At 66.7% G+C, this 18,118-nt stretch carries 14 protein-coding genes; 8 read left to right on the forward strand and 6 right to left on the reverse strand.

The window, feature by feature from the left end; genetic code table 11:
- The first annotated feature begins 74 nt into the window (after positions 1 to 74).
- Complete coding sequence (locus tag HLH21_RS06520; protein WP_182942515.1) at positions 75 to 947, forward strand: oxygenase MpaB family protein; 873 nt, start codon at positions 75 to 77, stop codon at positions 945 to 947.
- 31 nt (positions 948 to 978) lie between these two features.
- Here the strand turns inward: HLH21_RS06520 and HLH21_RS06525 are convergent, their stop codons facing one another.
- The gene (locus HLH21_RS06525; RefSeq protein ID WP_182942517.1) at positions 979 to 1,446 is read right to left on the reverse strand and encodes an Lrp/AsnC family transcriptional regulator; all 468 of its coding nucleotides are present in this window, start codon (positions 1,444 to 1,446) and stop codon (positions 979 to 981) included.
- A 203-nt stretch (positions 1,447 to 1,649) separates the two neighbouring features.
- Here HLH21_RS06525 and HLH21_RS06530 point away from each other — a divergent pair, with 203 nt between their 5' ends.
- The gene (locus tag HLH21_RS06530) at positions 1,650 to 4,052 is read left to right on the forward strand and encodes a TonB-dependent receptor (protein ID WP_246379336.1); all 2,403 of its coding nucleotides are present in this window, start codon (positions 1,650 to 1,652) and stop codon (positions 4,050 to 4,052) included.
- 20 nt (positions 4,053 to 4,072) lie between these two features.
- Here HLH21_RS06530 and HLH21_RS06535 read toward each other — a convergent pair whose 3' ends face one another.
- Positions 4,073 to 5,410: a PQQ-dependent sugar dehydrogenase gene (locus HLH21_RS06535; protein ID WP_182942519.1), complete on the reverse strand. Its 1,338-nt coding sequence runs from the start codon at positions 5,408 to 5,410 to the stop codon at positions 4,073 to 4,075.
- Between the two features lie 417 nt (positions 5,411 to 5,827).
- On the opposite strand from HLH21_RS06535, the gene HLH21_RS16985 reads away from it, so the two are divergent.
- Complete coding sequence (locus HLH21_RS16985; protein ID WP_246379338.1) at positions 5,828 to 6,670, forward strand: GNAT family N-acetyltransferase; 843 nt, start codon at positions 5,828 to 5,830, stop codon at positions 6,668 to 6,670.
- Between the two features lie 13 nt (positions 6,671 to 6,683).
- On the opposite strand, the gene HLH21_RS06545 is transcribed toward HLH21_RS16985, so the two are convergent.
- From HLH21_RS06545 to HLH21_RS06560, 4 genes are all read right to left on the reverse strand, one after another.
- Complete coding sequence (locus tag HLH21_RS06545) at positions 6,684 to 9,068, reverse strand: TonB-dependent receptor (protein ID WP_182942521.1); 2,385 nt, start codon at positions 9,066 to 9,068, stop codon at positions 6,684 to 6,686.
- Between the two features lie 415 nt (positions 9,069 to 9,483).
- A complete protein-coding gene (locus tag HLH21_RS06550; RefSeq protein WP_182942523.1) occupies positions 9,484 to 10,815 on the reverse strand; it encodes an MFS transporter in 1,332 nt (443 codons plus the stop codon).
- Between the two features lie 26 nt (positions 10,816 to 10,841).
- Entirely contained in the window at positions 10,842 to 12,053 is a 1,212-nt protein-coding gene (locus tag HLH21_RS06555) for an FAD-dependent oxidoreductase (RefSeq protein WP_182942525.1), read from the reverse strand.
- A 6-nt stretch (positions 12,054 to 12,059) separates the two neighbouring features.
- Positions 12,060 to 13,055, reverse strand: a complete 996-nt coding sequence (locus HLH21_RS06560; protein WP_182942527.1) for an alpha/beta hydrolase — start codon at positions 13,053 to 13,055, stop codon at positions 12,060 to 12,062.
- 208 nt (positions 13,056 to 13,263) lie between these two features.
- Between HLH21_RS06560 and HLH21_RS06565 the strand changes: the two genes are divergently transcribed.
- Genes HLH21_RS06565 through HLH21_RS06585 form a run of 5 tightly spaced genes read left to right on the forward strand, consistent with a single transcriptional unit; the run spans position 13,264 to position 18,077 of the window.
- Positions 13,264 to 13,686: a VOC family protein gene (locus HLH21_RS06565; protein WP_182942529.1), complete on the forward strand. Its 423-nt coding sequence runs from the start codon at positions 13,264 to 13,266 to the stop codon at positions 13,684 to 13,686.
- A complete protein-coding gene (locus tag HLH21_RS06570) occupies positions 13,683 to 14,660 on the forward strand; it encodes an NAD(P)-dependent oxidoreductase (protein ID WP_182942531.1) in 978 nt (325 codons plus the stop codon). The genes HLH21_RS06565 and HLH21_RS06570 overlap by 4 nt, the downstream gene beginning before the upstream one ends.
- A 17-nt stretch (positions 14,661 to 14,677) precedes the next feature.
- Positions 14,678 to 15,361 (forward strand): GntR family transcriptional regulator, encoded by a 684-nt coding sequence (locus HLH21_RS06575; RefSeq protein ID WP_182942533.1) that lies wholly within the window; start codon positions 14,678 to 14,680, stop codon positions 15,359 to 15,361.
- 56 nt (positions 15,362 to 15,417) lie between these two features.
- Entirely contained in the window at positions 15,418 to 15,876 is a 459-nt protein-coding gene (locus HLH21_RS06580) for a (2Fe-2S)-binding protein (protein WP_182942535.1), read from the forward strand.
- Positions 15,877 to 15,881: 5 nt separating this feature from the next.
- The gene (locus HLH21_RS06585; protein WP_182942537.1) at positions 15,882 to 18,077 is read left to right on the forward strand and encodes a xanthine dehydrogenase family protein molybdopterin-binding subunit; all 2,196 of its coding nucleotides are present in this window, start codon (positions 15,882 to 15,884) and stop codon (positions 18,075 to 18,077) included.
- The last annotated feature ends 41 nt before the right edge of the window (positions 18,078 to 18,118 follow it).

The raw sequence follows: 18,118 nt of genomic DNA on the forward strand, positions 1-18,118 counted from the left end.
AACGGAGGGATCCCGCGCGCCTCGGCCGTGTTATGCTGGTTCTGGTCCGCCCATGACCGCTGACGGGAGGCGCCATGGCCCTGCCCCATCTCTTTCCCCGCCTGCCCGCGCCACCGGGCAGCGCCTGGCTGAAGCGCCGGCTCGCCGCGCGCGTTTCGGACGTCTTCAATGATCGGGCGCGGGGCGAAACGCCGGTCGTCCGCCAGGCCGACGGGCTGTTCGCCCCGGACAGCGTGGTCCGCCAGGTGCATGGTGACGTCGTCGCCATGCTGGCCGGCGGGATCGCGGCCCTGCTGCTGCAGATGCTGCATCCCGCGGTGCTGGCCGGCGTCTGGGACCATTCCCGCTTCCGCGACGACATGCACGGGCGGCTGCGGCGCACGGCGCGCTTCATCGCCCAGACCACCTACGGACATCGCGACGATGCCATGGCCGCGATCGCACGGGTCCGGCGGATCCACGACGGGGTCAGCGGCCTGCTGCCGGACGGCACGCCCTACCACGCCAACGACCCGTCGCTGCTGGCCTGGGTTCATCTGGCCGAGACGACCAGCTTCCTCGCCGGCTGGAGACGCTTCGCCGAACCGCTGATGCCGGAACACCGGCGCAACCAGTATTTCGACGAGATGGCGCAGATCGGCGCGGCGCTCGGCGCGGAGCCGGTGCCCCACACCGAATATGCGGCCTACCGCCAGATGGAGGCGATGCGCGGCGCGCTGGCCGTCAGCGAACGCACGCGCGAGATATGCGAGATCCTGCTGACGCGCCCGGCGGCCTTCCCGGGCGGCAGGCACGCCCACCGCCTGGTGACGCAGGCCGGCATCGACCTGCTGCCACCCTGGGCGCGACAGATGCACGGGTTTGCAGCACCCGGTCCGGCGACGCCGCTGGTGCACGCCACCACCTTCGGACTGGCCGAAACCGTCCGCTGGGCGTTCCGCGCGTGATGGGGCCCGGCGGGACAGGACGCCGGGCCTGTCAGAAATGCAGATACGTCCGCTGGACGACCTCCTTCATCGAGAAGAACGTCCGGGTCAGGCGGATGCCCGGCAACGACACCAGCCAGTCGCCATAGATCGCGTTGAATTCGTCGATCGAAGCCGCACGGATCATGACCAGGTAATCGAACTCGCCGGAGACGAGGTAGCACGAGACGACCAGCGGGTGGTCGCGGATCGCAGCCTCGAATTCCGCGAAGGCCTGCTTGTTCAGCCGGTCCAGGCAGACCCCCATGACGATGATCGCGCTGCGTCCGACCGATGCCGGGGCGATATCGGCACGGAAGCCGGTGATGACGCCGTCCTCGGTCAGGCGCTGTACGCGCCGGAAACAGGTCGCGGTGCTGGTCGCCGCCTGACGCGCCAGGTCCGTGATGGATATGCGCCCGTCAACGCTGAGAACCCGCAGGATTCGCCGGTCGACGGCATCTATGTCAAACTGTGTCACTTTTCGGTGATGCAGGGAAAAATGAAAGGATCGTTCATTTCTGTCTCCATACTGATGCCATTCCCCTTCATTTTGATTGAAGAACGAATGCACCGATCATAACGCATTCAGTATGTTTTGCCCTCGGATTTTGAGGGGCAGATATGCAAAAACGTAATAATTCCCGTCCGGATGCCGCCGCGTTCGTTCGGACATCGGGGGATATGCGTCCCATCGGCCGCCGTCGCCGGCTGACGCTGGCAACGGCCCTGGGCGCGCTGGGGGCAACGGTTCTGGCGCCCCTGGCCAGCCAGGATGCCCGCGCGCAGGCCGCTCAGGACGGCAGCACACCCGGGGGGCGGCCGGTGCCGGGCCATGCCACCCACGCGCCGGTGCGGCACACGGCCGCCCGGCCCGCCCCCGCGCGTCGCGCGCCGGCCACCGAGTCCCGCACGGCCGAGACGTTTTCGGTCGTGGGATCGCACGAGACCTCGCACGGCATGGAACAGACCATCACGCGCAAGACGCTCGATCGCTTCGTGGCGGGGACCAGCCCGCTTCAGGTGCTGGGGGCGACGACGCCCGGCGTCAGCTTCGCCACGGCGGATGCGCTGGGCCTCGATACCTATGCCAATTCCCTGTATATCCGCGGCTATAACCAAAGCCAGCTGGGCGTCACGCTGGACGGCATCCCCCTGGGCGACCAGGGATTCATCAACACCAACGGCCTGGATATCAACGAGGCCGTCACACCCGACAATATCGCGCGCATCGACATGTCGCAGGGCGGCGGCGCGCTGGATGTCGCGTCGACCGCGAATCTGGGGGGCGCCCTGCAATATTACACCCAGGACCCGCGGGACAGGCTGGGCGCCGACGTCTCGCAGACCTTCGGCAGCAACAGCACCTATCGCACCTTCGGGCGGTTCCACAGCGGCGTGCTGAATCGGACCGGCACGAAATTCATGGCGTCCTACGCGCGCACCGACGCGCAGAAATGGAAGGGCCATGGCAACCAGTACGAGCAGCAGGCCAATTTCAAGTTCGTCCAGCCTCTGGGCGACCGGGGGCGGCTGACCGGATTTTTCGATTATTCTGAATTCAATCAGTATAACTATGGAAACATCAGCCTGGAGATCAAACAGAAGCTGGGGTCGAGGACCGACTATTTCTACCCCGATTACAAGGGGGCCTACCTGGCCGCGCAGGGGATCTTCCCCGCCGGCTGGGACCAGGTGTCCAGCCCCACGGACATCGCGTACTACGACGCCGCACAGGACCAGAGGAACTATCTGACCGGGCTGAACGGCAATTACGATCTGACGTCGCGGCTGCGGGTGAAAAGCGTGCTGTACGCGCAGGTATCGGGCGGAGATTACGAATTCACCAACCCGTACGTGTCGTCACCCAATGGCGCACCGATGATCCAGCAGGCCGATCACCAGTGGTTCCGCCGCGTCGGCGGCACGCTGGCGCTGCAATACACGCTGGGCCATCACGACCTGGAATCCGGCGTCTGGTACGAAAACAACGATTTCACCTATTCGCAGCGGCTGTACAGCCAGCCCCTGCTGGGCGAGGGCGCGCCGCGCAAGGGTACCGGCCCCTACGAGAATTCGTTCGCCACGCGCTATGGCGTGCAGATGAACACCAACGCCTTCCAGTACTATCTTCAGGATGCCTGGCACATCCTGCCCAACCTGCGCCTGCATGCCGGCTTCAAGTCGCTGCTGGTCACGACGGCGGGCGGCGCGTTCGAGAACAACGAGACCTATACCGGCCAGAGCGCGCTGCCCAGCGGCAGCCTGACGACGGCGGGCGCCTTCCTGCCGCATGTCAGCCTGAACTGGACGTTCCTGCGGCATCATGAACTGTTCTTCGACGTGTCGCGCGACATGCGCGCCTATTCCTATGGCGGATGGAATTCGCCGGTCGCCTGGGGCGTCGACAATCAGGCCATATTCTCGGACCTACGCAAGACGCTGAAGCCCGAAAGCACCTGGAACTACCTGGTCGGCTACCGCTACAACGCGAAATATGTCACCGGCGTGCTGAACCTGTATCATTCGGATTATTCGAACCGCCTGGCGCCGATCACCAGCGGCACGCTGGTCAATGCGAACCAGACCTTCCTGAATGTCGGGTCGATGGCGATGTGGGGCGTCGATGCCGGCGTAACCGTCCGGCCGCTGCCGCACCTCGAGATCTTCAACAGCATCAGCTACAATCATTCGACCTACGGTCAGGGAATCTACAACGCCGGCACCTATTACGACCTGAAGGGCAAGATGGAGGTCAATTACCCCTCTGTCATGTACAAGTCGAACGTGGCCTATACCTATGGGAACGCGACGCTGAACTTCAACGTATATTACATGGGGCGGCGGTACCTGTCGTACATGAACGACACGTCGGTCGATCCCTACTGGAACGCGAACCTGACGGCATCGTACGATTTCAAGCATGTTCCGCACGTCGCGAACCTGAATTTCTCGCTTGGCATCTACAATCTGTTCAATCAGGAATATATCAGCTCGATCGGCGCCAACCCGATTTCGGGCGACCGCCAGTCCATGTTCGCAGGCGCGCCGCGCCAGTTCTTCGGAACGCTGCGCGCACGCTTCTGAGGACGCTGCGCCGGGGCCGCCTACGGCGTGGCGGCCCCGGTGACCCGCCAGATGGTATCGCCCACGTCGTCGGCGACCAGCAGCGCGCCTTTGCCGTCCAGGGCCAGCCCGACAGGGCGGCCGTGGACATGCTTCTGGTCGTCGGCCAGGAAGCCGGTCAGCACGTCCTGCGGCGGGCCGGAAGGACGGCCGTCGGTGAAGGGCACGTAGATCACGCGATAGCCGCTCTTGGGCCGGCGGTTCCATGATCCGTGCTGGGCGACGAACAGGCCGTGCCGCCAGGCGTCGGGCAGGCTGCTGGCGTAGGAAAAGGCGATGCCCAGCGACGCGGTATGCGGCCCCAGCGCGTAATCGGGCGCGATCGCCTGCGCGACCAGGTTGGGCCGGGGCGGCTGGACGCGGACATCGACATGCTGGCCATAATAGCTGTAGGGCCAGCCATAGAACGCGCCCTCGCGCACCGCCGTGATATAGTCGGGCACCAGGTCGCTGCCGATTTCGTCGCGTTCGTTCACCGCCGTCCACAACGCGCCGGTCTGCGGTTCCCACGCCAGGCCGTTGGGATTGCGCAGTCCGGTGGCGAAGGGACGCAGCGTCCCGCCGGCGATGTCGTAGCGGTCGATCCGCGCGCGTCCTTCCTCGACCGCCATGCCCTGCTCGGCGACATTGCTGTTCGACCCCACGGTGACGTACAGCGCGGTGCCGTCGGGGCTGGCCAGGATGTTCTTGGTCCAGTGGTGGTTGTAGCCGGCCGGCAGGTCGATCAGCCTGGTCCCCGGATCGTCGATGCGGGTCTGCCCGTCATGATAGGGAAAGCGCATCAGCGCATTGGCGTTCGCGACGTACAGCCCGTCGCCGATCAGCGCCATGCCGAACGGCGAATACAGATGATCGAGAAAGACCGTGCGCTGGTCGGCGACGCCATCGCCGTCGGTATCGCGCAGCAGGGTGATGCGGTTCGGGCTCTTCTCGCCCGCGCCGACGGCCCCCATAATCAGGCCGGCGACCCAGTTCTTGAAGGTCTGGATATCGGTGCCCGGCGAATTCGATTCCGCAACCAGGACGTCGCCATTGGGCAGTTTGTAAAGCCAGCGCGGATGGTCCAGGCCGGAGGCATACGCCCTGACCACCAGCCCGGCGGCGGCACGCGGGGCCTCGGCCCCCTTCCAGCCGATCGGGGTGGCGATATTGACCGTCGGCATGAACGTCTTGTTGGGCGGCGGCAGAACGGGGTGCGTGCCCGTCCCGGCCGCGACCGGCAGCGTCGCCTGTTCCGGCTCCAGCAACCCGTAGCATCCGGCGGTCAGCGCCACGATGGCGGCCGCCCCGCCCAGCAGCCAGAGACGAGAATGTTTCATGTCGCGACCCCTGTCCCGCAGCCCGAACCGGGCCGGATGGGGCGCGGCAGTACACGCGGCCCCGAAATAGAAGGACGCCGATCACACCCCAATTCACCCCGGCGTGCAAGCCGGGCGGGGCCGCCGGCACATTCCGAATCGCAGGCGGCCACGAACGCCTCCTTGCGCTTCGCGCGAAGCTGAAACACTTGACGCAACGAACCCGAAAAAGGCAGTCTGACCGGGCAATGTGCCAGACCCGGGACAACGCCGACCGACGCCGACGCCGCAGCAATCGCGGCGGGTTCGTCGTGTCTGCCGGACTCCGGCCAGGCTGGTGAAGGGTAAAACCGTCACCTGAGCCACGGTTCGTTCGAGACACGCTTCACCCCCCGCGACACCCGTCGCGGGGGGTTTTTGCATTTGGAGAGACACATCATGGATATCAGCGGCATCCCCGACATCGCCCGTCCGGTGCAGAAACAGCTCGACGCCTACAACGCGCGCGATATCGACGCCTTCATGCGATACTGGGCCGAGGACTGCCGGTATTACGAATTTCCCGACCGCCTGCTGGCCCGCGGCGCAGCCGAAATCCGCGCACGCCACATGGCCCGGTTTCAGGAGCCGAACCTGCACGGGCGGCTGGTCAACCGCATGGTCGTCGCCGACATGGTGGTCGATCACGAGACGGTCACGCGCACCTTCCCCGACGGCGCCGGCGAAATCGACGTCGTGGCCATCTACGAGGTGAAAAACGGCGTGATCGCCCGAGCCTGGTTCAAGATCGGGCCGCCACGGCTGTTGACCGACGCGGTCCTCCGGCGCGCCCTTCCGTCCGACGCCGCCGCCATCCGGGACCTGACGCACGCGGCCTATGCCAAATGGGTTCCCGTCATCGGCCGCGCGCCCAAACCGATGACGGCCGACTATCACGCCAGGGCGCGGGACCACATCATCGACCTGCTGCACGCCGAAGGCCGCCTGGCCGCATTGATCGAGATGGTTCCCCAAACCGACCATCTCCTGATCGAGAACGTGGCCGTCCTGCCGGCATTCCAGGGACGTGGATACGGGCGCCGGTTGCTGGCGCACGCCGAAGCGGTTGCCGCCACGCGCGGCCTGGGCGAGGTCCGCCTCTACACCAACAGGCTTTTTGCCGAAAACATCGCCCTCTATGCCCGGCTGGGCTATCGCGTGGACCGCGAGGAACCCTTCATGGGCGGCTTTACCGTCTACATGAGCAAGCCGCTCCATGAGGCGCCCCCGGCTTCGGGTTGACGCCTTCCGGGCCTCAGAACTCCGCCGTCAGGCTGAGGCCGACCGTCGCCGGCGGGGCCGAGTTGATGACCAGCGGCTGGACCGAGTTCAGGCGGCCCGAAACGCGGGTCTGCCGGTTCAGGATATTGTTGGCATAGATCTGCGCGCTGTAGCGTCCGATCTTGGTCCCGACATTGAGGTTGGCCAGGAACCAGCCCCCGATATAGGTATAGTTCGGGCTGGCGCGGTTGAACGCCGTGGTGCGGCCGCTTTGATAGGCGACATCGCCGCGCACCCAGCTTGGCAGGCCCAGCACGTCGAAGCTGTAGGTCGCGTTCGCGTTCAGGGTCCAGCGGGGCACGTAGGGCAGGTCGTCGCCAGACTGCGTCTGGTTGACCGGCAGGGGCTGGTAGGGCTGCCTTCCGACCAGATGAGCGTCGGTGTAGTTGACGCCCATCCCCAGTTGCAGCGGGCGGATGGGCCGTACCGCCACTTCGGCCTCAACCCCCGTGGCGGTCGCCGAGCCCGCATTGGTGATGAAATCGAACGCGCCCGACGGGTCGGTGCCCTGCTGCTGGATGTTCGACCAGTTCATGCGGTAGACCGCGCCGTTGAACGTCAGGCGGTTGTTCAGCCACCCGGTCTTCCAGCCGAATTCGTAATCCCACACCGTGTCGGGGGCGTACGGGGCCGGGGTGGTGACGGTGAAGCCGACCGGCAGGTTCGGCCCGCCGATCCGGTAGCCTTCCGCCGCCTGGACATAGACCATGGCGTGCGGCGTGATGTCATACGACAGCAGCGCCTTGCCGGTGGCCGATGTCTCGTTCGACGACGAGCCCGGATAGAAGGTCGGGATGGCGTTCTTCTCGCCGAACGGCATGATGGCCAGCGAGGTCAGGCTGCGGTCGGCGGTAAAGACCCGCACGCCGCCAGTCAGTTTCAGGTTCTTCAGGATCGGGTACGTGGCCTCGCCGAAGCCCGCGATCTGTTCCGTCCGATCCCAGTTGGCGCGGGCGAACATGGTGGTCGGCGCGTAGCCGTTGGAATCGTAGTCGAAGAACCCCGCCGAATCCACGCCACCGTAATAGAGCTGGAACGTGTTTTTCCGGATCTGGTAGAAGCTGCCGACCGTCCACTGGATTTTGCTCTGCGCCGGTGAGGACAGGCGCACCTCGGCCGTCCAGGCGCTCACCCGCTGGCGGTCGTCCACCGCGTTGATCTGGCCGGCGGCCAGGCGCTGCTGGAACACGTCCAGCGGATAGCAGCTCGCGAAATCACCACTGCTGCAATCGACGCCGTAATTGAACGACGTGTCATGGGTATAATGCATCTTGCGCTGCTGCCACGACGCGATGGCCGTCAGCGTCGCCCAGGACATGCGATAGGCCGAAATCAGGTTATAGGCCTGGAATTCGTCGCGCATCGGCTGGCGCACGAAGCTGGCCGCCGCCCATTTGCTGTGCGCCACGCTGTCGAAGATGGGGTTGAGGTTCGACAGGTCGTTGGTGTTCGCGTTCTGGTAATAGCCGATGAAATCGATCGTCCAGTTGTCCATCGGGCGATAGCGGATGTTCAGGCGGCCGCCGTAATCGTCGGTGCTGTTGGTGCCGTTCTGCTGCAGGTAATATTGCTTGATCCAGCCGGCATTGCTGTCGCGATAGGCGCTGAGGCGGACCGACAGCTTGTCCTTGACGATGGGGACATTGACGGTGCCGCTCTGCGAATTGTTGAAACCGCCGGTGGCGTAGGTCGATATCGAACTGTTCACCGTGCCGCCCAGCTTGGTCATGTTCGGCCGTTCCGAGATGATGCGGATGGTGCCGCCCTCCGACCCCGATCCGTACAGCGTGCCCTGTGGGCCCTTCAGGACCTCGACCCGCTGCATGTCCCACAATTTCACGTCCGGCTGCGCGGACCCGGAATCGGTGTTTTCCCCGGTGAAGCCGGCGATGGGGATTTCGTCCAGATACAGCCCGACCTGCGGTTCGCCCGCCGCCGTCAGGTTGCGGATGGCATAGCGTTTCTGCCCCGGCCCCTGGTCCTGCATGCTCAGGCCCGGAACCTGGATGAAGTAATCGGCGATCGTCTGGGCATGGGTCTGCTGCAACGTCTTGGCGCTGATGGCGGTGATGGCCATGGGCGTGTGCTGGACGTCCGTGCTGCGTCGCGTGGCGGACACCGTAACCTGTTCTATTCCGTCATTTTCCTTTTGAGCAGACGATTTTTTGGAAACAACGCGCTTGGCGTCCTTCGTGCCGGTGGTTCCGGCGCCGGCCGTGGGGGCCGCGTCCGCCTGGGGGGGCGTGGTCCCGGCCGCCCCAGCCGCCAGCGCGGGGGACATCAGGAACACCGGAGACACCGTCAGCAACAAGGCAAGCCGCAATCCGAAACCACGTGAGCCATTTCCGATGGGGGGCATCCCAGAAATCCTTTTTTGAATGTGATGGGAGTGTGTCGAATCTTGAGTCGATTTGTCGATATTATTTTGAATGTGTCACGAGTTTTTTTTAACGAAAATGTATGAATATGGTTTCCTGTGTGCACAGAGCACACTTTTGACATACGGACAGGCGCCGGCCTGCGCGGCGGCGGCCGGGTGAAGCAGGTCGTGGCGCGATGCCACGTCAGCCAATGAAATTCACCGATCGGATCACGATGTTCGCCAAACACGGGTCCGGACTATCGTCGGCGGGGCGATCCGCGCGAACAACGCCCCGCCCGCCCGTCTTCAACCGCGCATCGTCATCCGATCAGCCAGGTTCCGTCCGATCGGATGACGAGCAGGCAGCCCGATTTCGAAATCCGCCTGCGGATTTCCGGCGACAGGCGGCCCGCTAGCGCAGCCCGCGCCCACGGGTCTCGGGCAACAGCACAGTCGCCACCAGCACCAGAACGTAGCTGAGCACGCAGACCGCGAGCAGGGCCGGGCCGATGCCGTAGCCATGGGCCAGCACGCCGACGAAGGCGACGCCCGACGCCGCCCCCAGCCGGCCGGCGCTATAGGCGAAGCTGGTGCCGCTGGCGCGCACCGCCGTGGGAAACAGTTCGGAAAAGAACGTGCCCATTCCGCCATACAACCCCTGCGAGAAGAACCCCAGCGGCGCCCCTGCGACCAGCAGCAGCCAGGGCGGCATGGGCAGGCACAGATAGGCCAGCAGCGTCACCAGGCTGCCGGTCACGTAAAACAGGAAGTTCGGACGCCGCCCCCGCGCGTCGGCCAGGTACGCGCTGGCGATATAGCCCAGGAAGGCCCCGGCGGTCAGCACGATCACATACAGCCCCGCCGCCCCGTGGGACAGATGCCGCGACATCGTCAGGTACGCCGGCAGCCAGGTGGAAATGCCCAGGCCGCTGCTTTGCACCCCCAGCGCCAGCAGGGTGGTCAGAAAGGTGGTCCGCATGACGCCGGGGCGGAAGATGTCGTGGATCTTCATCCGCGCGGCATGGGTGATCGCCTGTTCGCGCTGTTCCTTGTAGATTTCCGGCTCATCGACATAGCGACGGATGGCGATCAGCAGCAGGCCCGGTGCGATCCCCGACCAGAACACCGCGCGCCAGGCGACCCAGTCCGGCAGCCAGGCCAGCGCCAGGCTGGCGATGATCGCGGCCAGCGCCCATCCGGCGGCGACGCCGCTTTGCAGGCAGCCGACCGCCTTGCCCCGGCTGCGATCACCGACGATTTCCGCCATCAGCACCACGCCTGCGGTGATTTCGCCGCCGAAGCCGAAGCCCTGGATGGTGCGGCAGACGAACAGCTGGTCGTACGAGGTGGCGAAGCCGCTGAGGAAGGTGAACAGCGAATAGATGACGATGGTGAACTGCATCGCCTTGACCCGCCCGAACCAGTCGCCCAGCAGGCCGGTGATCCAGCCCCCGGCGGCGGCGGCATACAGCGCGGCGCTGCCCAGGAAGCCGACCTGGGCGGGCGAAACATGCCACGCCTTCATCAGCGCGGGCATCAGGAAGCTGAAGATCCGCAGGTCCATCGCGTCCAGCGCGACCCCGCCGTAGCAGCTCCAGAACGTAATCTTCTCGACCCGCGACAGGGCGCGGAACCAGGCGAACGGCGCGGCCGGCGCGCGCAGGGGGGCGCGGGCCGGCCCATCGGCGACCATGTTGGCCGCCAGATCGGCGCGGGAGGAATCGACATCTGCGGCGGGGGGCATCGCGCGGTCCTTCTGGCGGGGGGGGGTTACGTGACGCTTTGCGCGTCGTTCAGGCTGTCTTGCAACGAGGCGCGGCGCATGAACGCGCGGGCGCGTTCGGGGTCGGCGGCGGTGGCGCGCAACTGGCTCAGATGGGCCGCGCGCACGGCGGGGTCGCCTTCTTCCAGCAGGCGCTTGTTCTGGATGCTCTGGGCCTGCACGAAGGCGGTCGCCGCGTGGCGGCGCTGGCGGCTGTACAGGTCCAGCACCGCATCGGGCTGCTCGCCCCGCAGGACGGCGCCCAGCTTGCCGCACAGGTTGACCGCGTCATGGATGCCGCCGTTCATGCCCATGCCGCCGATGGGGTTGTTCACATGCGCCGAATCACCGGCCAGCAGCACGCGGCCGCGCCGGAAGGTCGCGGCGACGCGCTGGTTGACGGCGTACATGTTGGAATAGGCGATGTCGTACTCCCCCGCTTTCGGAAAGAATTTCTGCAGCCTGGCCTGCAGGCCGGCATGGCTCAGGGCCTCGTCCTCGGTCTCGCCCAGGCGGGTGGGGAAGATGGCGCGCCACAGCCCGCGACCGTCCGCACCCCGGACCTTGAACAGGTTGCACCATTCCGTGGGGTCCGAGAAATAGTTCCGGAACGCATAGTCGGTCTTTTCGGCGCCGAAATCGAACGGCGTTGCGATCTTCACGAAGCATTCGTCGTAGGTGAAGCCCTCGAAGGCGATGTCCTGCGATTTGCGTACCGTGCTGCGCCCGCCGTCGGCGCCGATCAGGTAATCGACGCGCATCGTCTCGACCTCGTCGCCATGGCGCAGGGTCACCAGCACATGGTCGTCCTTCTGGACGATGTCCGTGGCCTCGGTCGAGAACCGGACGGCGAAGCCGATCTCGTCCGCGTAGCGGGTGCTGACATCGTCGGTCAGCTTGTACTGTTCGTATTGCAGCACGAAGGGGTAGCGGAATTCGTCCTTCATCAGCCCCAGGTCGAATTCGGCCACGATCTCGCCCGCGACGCGGTCATGGTACTGGAAATTCGGGGCGATCAGCCCCTTGGCGATGATCGTGTCGGCGATGCCCAGATCGGCCAGCATGGCGATGGTGGGGGGATGCAGCGAGGCCGCGCGCTGGTCCATCACCGGCGCGGGTTCGCGTTCGACCACCGTGACGGGAATGCCCTGCCGGCCCAGCGCCAGGGCGCAGACCATGCCCACGGGCCCCGCGCCGACGATCATGACGTGCTGTGACATCGGATTCTACTCTGCTCCTGCTTGGGGCGACCCGTCATGGTCGCGAAAGAAGACGTCCAGCGCGCGCGCCAGACGGTCCTCGCCTGAATTGATATGGGCGACGATCGACGTGTGGTTGTGGCCGGCCAGGCGCAGGAAGCGGACCGGCACCCGCCCCGCCGCCCGCACATCTTCGGCGAATTCCGCGCCGTAGACGTCCAGATGCCGGTTTTCATATTCCGCCACCGCCACCAGCACCGGCAGGGGGCAGCGCGCGGCATGGGTGACGGGCGAGCGTTCGGCATACAGCCCGGCGTCGTCCCCGCAATAGGCCGCGACATGGCGGGCGTTGGGGTTGTCGGGCAGGCCGTCGATCCGCAGCCGGCCGCTGACCAGCGCCAGCGTCCGCACCCCCGGCGGCATCGCCCGCCCCACCGCCGGGTCCACCGCCAGCGACGCGACATGGGTGCCGCCGGCCGAATGGCCGATGACATGCATGCGCGCCGCATCCCCGCCCCAGTCGGCGATATGCGCCGCCACCCATTCCAGCGCCAGGGCGACGTCGCGCGCGCCGTCGGGATAGAGGATGTCCGGCGCCAGGCGGTATTCGACATTCACCCCGACATAGCCATGCCGGGCGAACCAGTGCAGCACATTGTCATAGACCTGCCCGTTGGCGCTCTTGCCGCCCCGGGTGAAGGCGCCGCCATGGACGAACACCACCACCGGGGCGGGCGAGGCAGTGGGCGCGGGCGTGAAGATGTCCAGCACCTGGCGCGGCGCGGCGCCATAGGGCAGGTCGCGCGCCACGCCGCCGGGGGCCTGGTCCATGCCCGCCAGGATAGCGGTGTAGCAACGCACGGTTTCGGCCCGATGGCCGACGATATCGTCATTCCAGACCGGCCCCAGCGCCAGCAACCGTGCGCGGTCGGCCGGCGGCAGGCCGCTGAACGGGGCCTCGTCCGCCAGGGGGTCGGCAGCGGACGGCACGGGGGGGACGACGGCGAGATGGCGCGCGGTCATCGGTGAATCGTGCCTATTTTGCAGTCACAATGATGCATATGCGGTCATCCATGACGGGGGCGATGGGGGTTGCGCCTGCCGTGCACAGAAACTCATCATAAATACAATCCAAAGTCAAAGTATTTTGTAGCGTTCTTGTGTATGCATGTGCATAGTGTGTGCACGCTGTGCGGCAGGAGCACACGCGATGCAAACGGAGAGCCATCACATGAGCAAACTGCGACACATTGCCCTGTCCGTGCCGGACCCCGAGGCGGCCGCGACCTTCTTCGAACAGGCGTTCGGCATGACGCGCGCCGGCCGCGCCATGCGCGGCGTGTACATGTCCGACGGGACGGTGAACGTCGCCCTGCTGAATTTCGGCGACGAGCCGGTGCCGGGCTTCGAGGACAAGAAGAATTATTACGGCATCATCCATTTCGGCGTCTGGGTGGACGATCTGGAGAAGGCCGGCGCGCAGGTGATCGAGGCCGGCGGGGCCTATGTCACCGGCCGCAAGGAGACCGATCCCAACGTCTTCTATGAAGTGAAGTACAGCACGCCCGAGGGCATCGTCTTCGACATGACCGAAAGCGGCTGGCGCGGCGCGGTCAAGAACGTGACCCCGGCAGGCGACGGCGCCCCCGCATGACGCCCGCCCCCGTCCCCGGCCGGGCAGGCGACATCCTGCTGCGTGCGCCGCTGCCCGCCGACAGCGTGGCGGCGCTGGCGCACCTGGCGCGCCTGCACGACCTGTCCGGTCCGGGAAACGGGGCAATCCCGCAGGATGCCGCCGCCTGCCGGGCCATCGGCATCGTCGTCACCAACGGGTCGATCGGGCTGGACGCGGCGGCGATGGCGGCCCTGCCGGCGCTGGGCCTGGTGCTGTGCACCGGGGCCGGGTACGAAGGGGTGGACCTGGCCGCCGCCCGCGCCCGGGGCATTATCGTCGCCAACGCCCCCGGCACCAACGACCGCACGGTGGCCGACCATGCGCTGGCGCTGATGCTGGCCATCACGCGGGACCTGGTGTTCCTGGACCGCGCGGTGCGCGACGGACTGTGGGATTCGGTGCGCCAGGCGCGCCCGACGCCCAGCGGCGCGACCCTGGGCCTGCTGGGCTATGGCCGGATCGGCCAGGCCATCGCGGCGCGGGCCAGGGCGTTCGACATGACGATTCTCTATCACACCCGCACGCCGCACCCCGACCCCGACGCGCGGCATGTGCCCGACCTGGCCGACATGGCGCGCCAGGCCGACTACCTGGTGGTGGCCTGCCCCGGCGGGCCGCGAACGCGGCACCTGGTGAATGCCACGGTACTGCGCGCGCTGGGGCCGGGCGGGTTTGTGGTCAATGTCGGGCGGGGCAGCGTCGTCGATACCGACGCCCTGGCCGCCGCCCTGCTGCGCGGCGATATCGCGGGTGCGGCGCTGGACGTGGTGGAAGGCGAGCCCGCGATCCCCCCCGCCCTGCTGGAAACGGGACGCGTGATCCTGACCCCGCATCTGGCCGGACGGTCGCCGCAGGCGCGCCTGGCCCAGAAAGCGTTGCTCGAAAATTATGTCGCTACGTATATTCAGGGGGGCGTTCTGCCTAATCTGGCGGAACAAAAAGCGGCTACCTGAATGCAAGGAGACCCTGCGTGTCGACCTACGCCGAAGACATATATAATAACCTCGCCGAACAGATTCTGCACGGCAAGCTGCGCCCCGGCCAGCGCCTGGACGAGCAGAGCCTGGCCGCGACCTTCAACGTGTCCCGCACCCCGGTGCGCGAGGCGCTGAAGGAACTGGCGACGCGCGGGCTGATCGACTTCGTGCCGCGGCGTGGGGCGATCGTCACGCAGATCAGCCTGGAGCAGCTGGCCGACATGCTGGACGCCGAATGCGAGATCGAGGCCCTGTGCGCCCGCCTGGCGTCGCAGAAGATGAACGCGCTGGAAAAGAGCATGCTCCAGGGCCTGTACGAACAGGGCAAGGACGCGGCCCAGCGCGGCGACCAGACCGCGTACTGGGCGATCAACCGCAGCTTCCACGAGCTGATCGGCCGTGGCGCGCATAACGAGACGCTGGCCGGGCTGATGCAGGACCTCCGCACCCGTCTGGCCCCGTTCCGCCAGGCGCAGCCGCTGGCCCACGGCGAGCGGCTGAACCGGTCGCGCGACGACCATGGCGCGGTGGTGCGCGCCATCGTCGCCGGCGACCCCGAGTCCGCCTACACCGTCATGCGCGACCATAACGCGCGCCTGGCCGCCGGCGTGCTGCAACTGCTGCGCTCGCACCATGACAGCCAGGCCCGGCAGCCCGAATTCATGCCCACCCCCTGACCACCGCCCGCCGGCCCCCGGCCGGGCCGGTCCGTCGTGAAGGAGAGTCCGGACCCATGTCGATTCCGTTTCAGCTCAACGGCCGACCCGTCAGTTTCGACGGGCCTGAGGACACCCCCCTGCTGTGGGTGGTGCGCGAGCATTTCGGCCTGACCGGCAGCAAGTTCGGCTGCGGCATCGGCATGTGCGGCGCCTGCACCATGCATGTCGACGGCGCGGCCAGCCGCACCTGCGTGCTGGCGGTGGGCAATGTGCGCGGCCGCGCGATCCGCACCATCGAGGGCGTGGCCGCCGAGGCGGACAACGCCGTGCGAAAGGCGTGGAACGATCTGGACGTGCCGCAATGCGGCTATTGCCAGTCGGGGATGATTATGACCGCAACGGCGATGCTGGCCGACACCCCGTCCCCCACCGACCAGGACATCGACCGCTGGATGACCAACCTGTGCCGCTGCGCGACCTATGTCCGTATCCGCCAGGCGATCCACGCCGCCGCCCGGTCGCTCAAATCATGAAGGGCGTGACCCGGTCCGTGGGGCCATCCCTCGGGCGACGCCGTTTCCTGGAGGTCGCGGCCGCGTTCGGGGCGCTGCTGGCGGTGCCGCTGGACCCGGCGGTGGCGGCGAAAGGCGACGCGGATGCGGACATCGAACTGACGGACTGGATCTTCATCGACGCGCAGGGCGGCGTGACCCTGGGCCTGTGCCAGCCCGAGGTCGGCCAGGGGTCGTACACCGCGCTGCCGGCGATCCTGGCCGAGGAGCTGGATGCCGACTGGCCGGCGGTGAAAGTGCGCTGGGTCATGGGCCGCGACGCCTATAAAATCCAGTTCCGCAACGAAAAGCCGTCGCAGAAGGAAGGGGCTTCGACCTCGACCACCAAATTCTATGCCCGCCTGCGCGTCGCCGGCGCCGCGGCGCGCGAGGTGCTGGTGCGCGCCGCCGCCGCGCGCTGGCAGGTGCCGGTCAGCGACTGCGCCACGGAATCGGGCACGGTACGCAACATCCGCACCGGCGCCACCCTGCCCTATGGCGCGCTGGCGGCCGAGGCCGCGCGCCTGCCGCTGTCGTCCACGCCCCGGCTGAAGACGCCCGCCGAATTCCGCCTGATCGGCAAGGCGCTGCCGCGCCGCGACACGGCGGCCAAGACCGACGGGTCGGCGAAGTACGGGCTGGATGCCGATGTGCCGGGCATGCTCAACGCCGCCATCGCCCTGTCGCCGACCATCGGCGGCTGGCTGGTGCGGATCAACAACGAGGCCGAGATCCGCCAGCAGCCGGGGGTGCGGGCCATCGTCCGGCTGGATGACGGGGTCATCGTGGTGGCCGACCGCTTCTGGCAGGCGCTGCGGGCGGTGCAGATGCTCGATGCGACCTTCTCGCCCGGCGAGAACGGCGGGCTGTCCACCGAACTGATCGACCGGCTGGCCGAGGCAGGGCTGGACGCGGAAATCGGCGTGACGGCGCTGGCGCGCGGCGACGCCCCGCGCATCCTGGGCCAGAACCCGGACCAGGTGATCGAAAGCCGCTTCAGCGTCCCGCACCTGGCCCATGCGGCGATGGAGCCGATGAACGCCACCGTGCATGTCCAGCCCGACCGGGTGGACGTGTGGGGGTCGATCCAGAGCACCGACGCCTCGGTCGCCGTCATCTCCAAGATCTCGGGCGTGCCCGAGGACAAGGTGCATCTGCATATCGGCTTTCTGGGCGGCAGCTTCGGCGGCAAGATCGCCCCGGATTTCGTCGCCCAGGCCGTCCGCGCGGCGATGGCGGTCGGCCGCCCGGTCAAGCTGATCCGCACGCGCGAGATGGATATCCAGCACGATCATTTCCGCCCCAACAACAAGGGGCGGCTGCGCGCGGTGGTGGACAAGGACGGCTACCCCGTCGCGGTGCACGCGCGCGTCTGCGGGCAGTCGCTGTTCGCCACCACGCGGCCGAACTGGCTGACCAAGACCCCGCTGGGCGATTACGACGAGAGCATGGTCGATGGAATCTATAACCAGAGTTACGAGATTCCGAATTTCCATGTCGACGTGATCCAGACGCCACTGCCGATTCCGGTCTATTTCATGCGTTCGGTCGGCTCCAGCGCCGGGGTGCTGTTCTGGGAGAGCTTCATCACCGACCTGGCGCACAAGGCCGGGATCGACCAGTACCACTACCGCCGTCACCTGCTCCGCAACAACCCCGCCGCGCTGAAGGTGCTGGACGCCGTGGCCGCCGCCGCGTCGTGGGACACGCCGCCGCCCGCCGGCACCGCGCGCGGCATTGCCTTCGACACCTACCACGGACGCGGCGGATCGTTCGTCACCCATGTCGCGGAAGTCGTCGAACTGGTCCGCAAGGGCGACGGCTGGAAGGTGGCGCGGGTGTTCTGCGCGATCGACGCCGGTCTGGTCGTCAACCACAACACCTTCGTCGCGCAGATTCAGGGCGGGATCGGATTTTCCCTGACCTCGGCATTGAAAAGCGAGATCACCTTCAGTCGCGGCGGGGCCGAGCAATCGAACTTCACCGATTATCCGCTGCTGTCGATCGGAGAAATGCCCGAGGTGGTGCCGATCGTCGTCGAAAGCGACCGGCCGCCGCAGGGCGTGGGCGAAATCATGGTCGCCCCGCTGGCGCCAGCCATTTCGCAGGCGCTGCTGCACGCCACCGGCCGGCGGCCCGACCGCATGCCGTTCCGTCCGGACGTCTTCAAGGCGACGGCGTGACAGGTAGTGGACTTCCAGACCTCATTAATGTATATTTATAA

It is taken from the genome of Gluconacetobacter johannae (assembly GCF_014174305.1).
Taxonomy (GTDB): Bacteria; Pseudomonadota; Alphaproteobacteria; order Acetobacterales; family Acetobacteraceae; genus Gluconacetobacter; species Gluconacetobacter johannae.

Coding starts and splice junctions, on each gene's coding strand:
- HLH21_RS06535 (WP_182942519.1), bottom strand. CDS start 5,410: ATGAAACATTCTCGTCTCTGGCTGCTGGGCGGGGCGGCCGCCATCGTG.
- HLH21_RS16985 (WP_246379338.1), top strand. CDS start 5,828: ATGGATATCAGCGGCATCCCCGACATCGCCCGTCCGGTGCAGAAACAG.
- HLH21_RS06570 (WP_182942531.1), top strand. CDS start 13,683: ATGACGCCCGCCCCCGTCCCCGGCCGGGCAGGCGACATCCTGCTGCGT.
- HLH21_RS06550 (WP_182942523.1), bottom strand. CDS start 10,815: ATGCCCCCCGCCGCAGATGTCGATTCCTCCCGCGCCGATCTGGCGGCC.
- HLH21_RS06520 (WP_182942515.1), top strand. CDS start 75: ATGGCCCTGCCCCATCTCTTTCCCCGCCTGCCCGCGCCACCGGGCAGC.
- HLH21_RS06580 (WP_182942535.1), top strand. CDS start 15,418: ATGTCGATTCCGTTTCAGCTCAACGGCCGACCCGTCAGTTTCGACGGG.
- HLH21_RS06565 (WP_182942529.1), top strand. CDS start 13,264: ATGAGCAAACTGCGACACATTGCCCTGTCCGTGCCGGACCCCGAGGCG.
- HLH21_RS06555 (WP_182942525.1), bottom strand. CDS start 12,053: ATGTCACAGCACGTCATGATCGTCGGCGCGGGGCCCGTGGGCATGGTC.
- HLH21_RS06560 (WP_182942527.1), bottom strand. CDS start 13,055: ATGACCGCGCGCCATCTCGCCGTCGTCCCCCCCGTGCCGTCCGCTGCC.
- HLH21_RS06545 (WP_182942521.1), bottom strand. CDS start 9,068: ATGCCCCCCATCGGAAATGGCTCACGTGGTTTCGGATTGCGGCTTGCC.
- HLH21_RS06530 (WP_246379336.1), top strand. CDS start 1,650: ATGCGTCCCATCGGCCGCCGTCGCCGGCTGACGCTGGCAACGGCCCTG.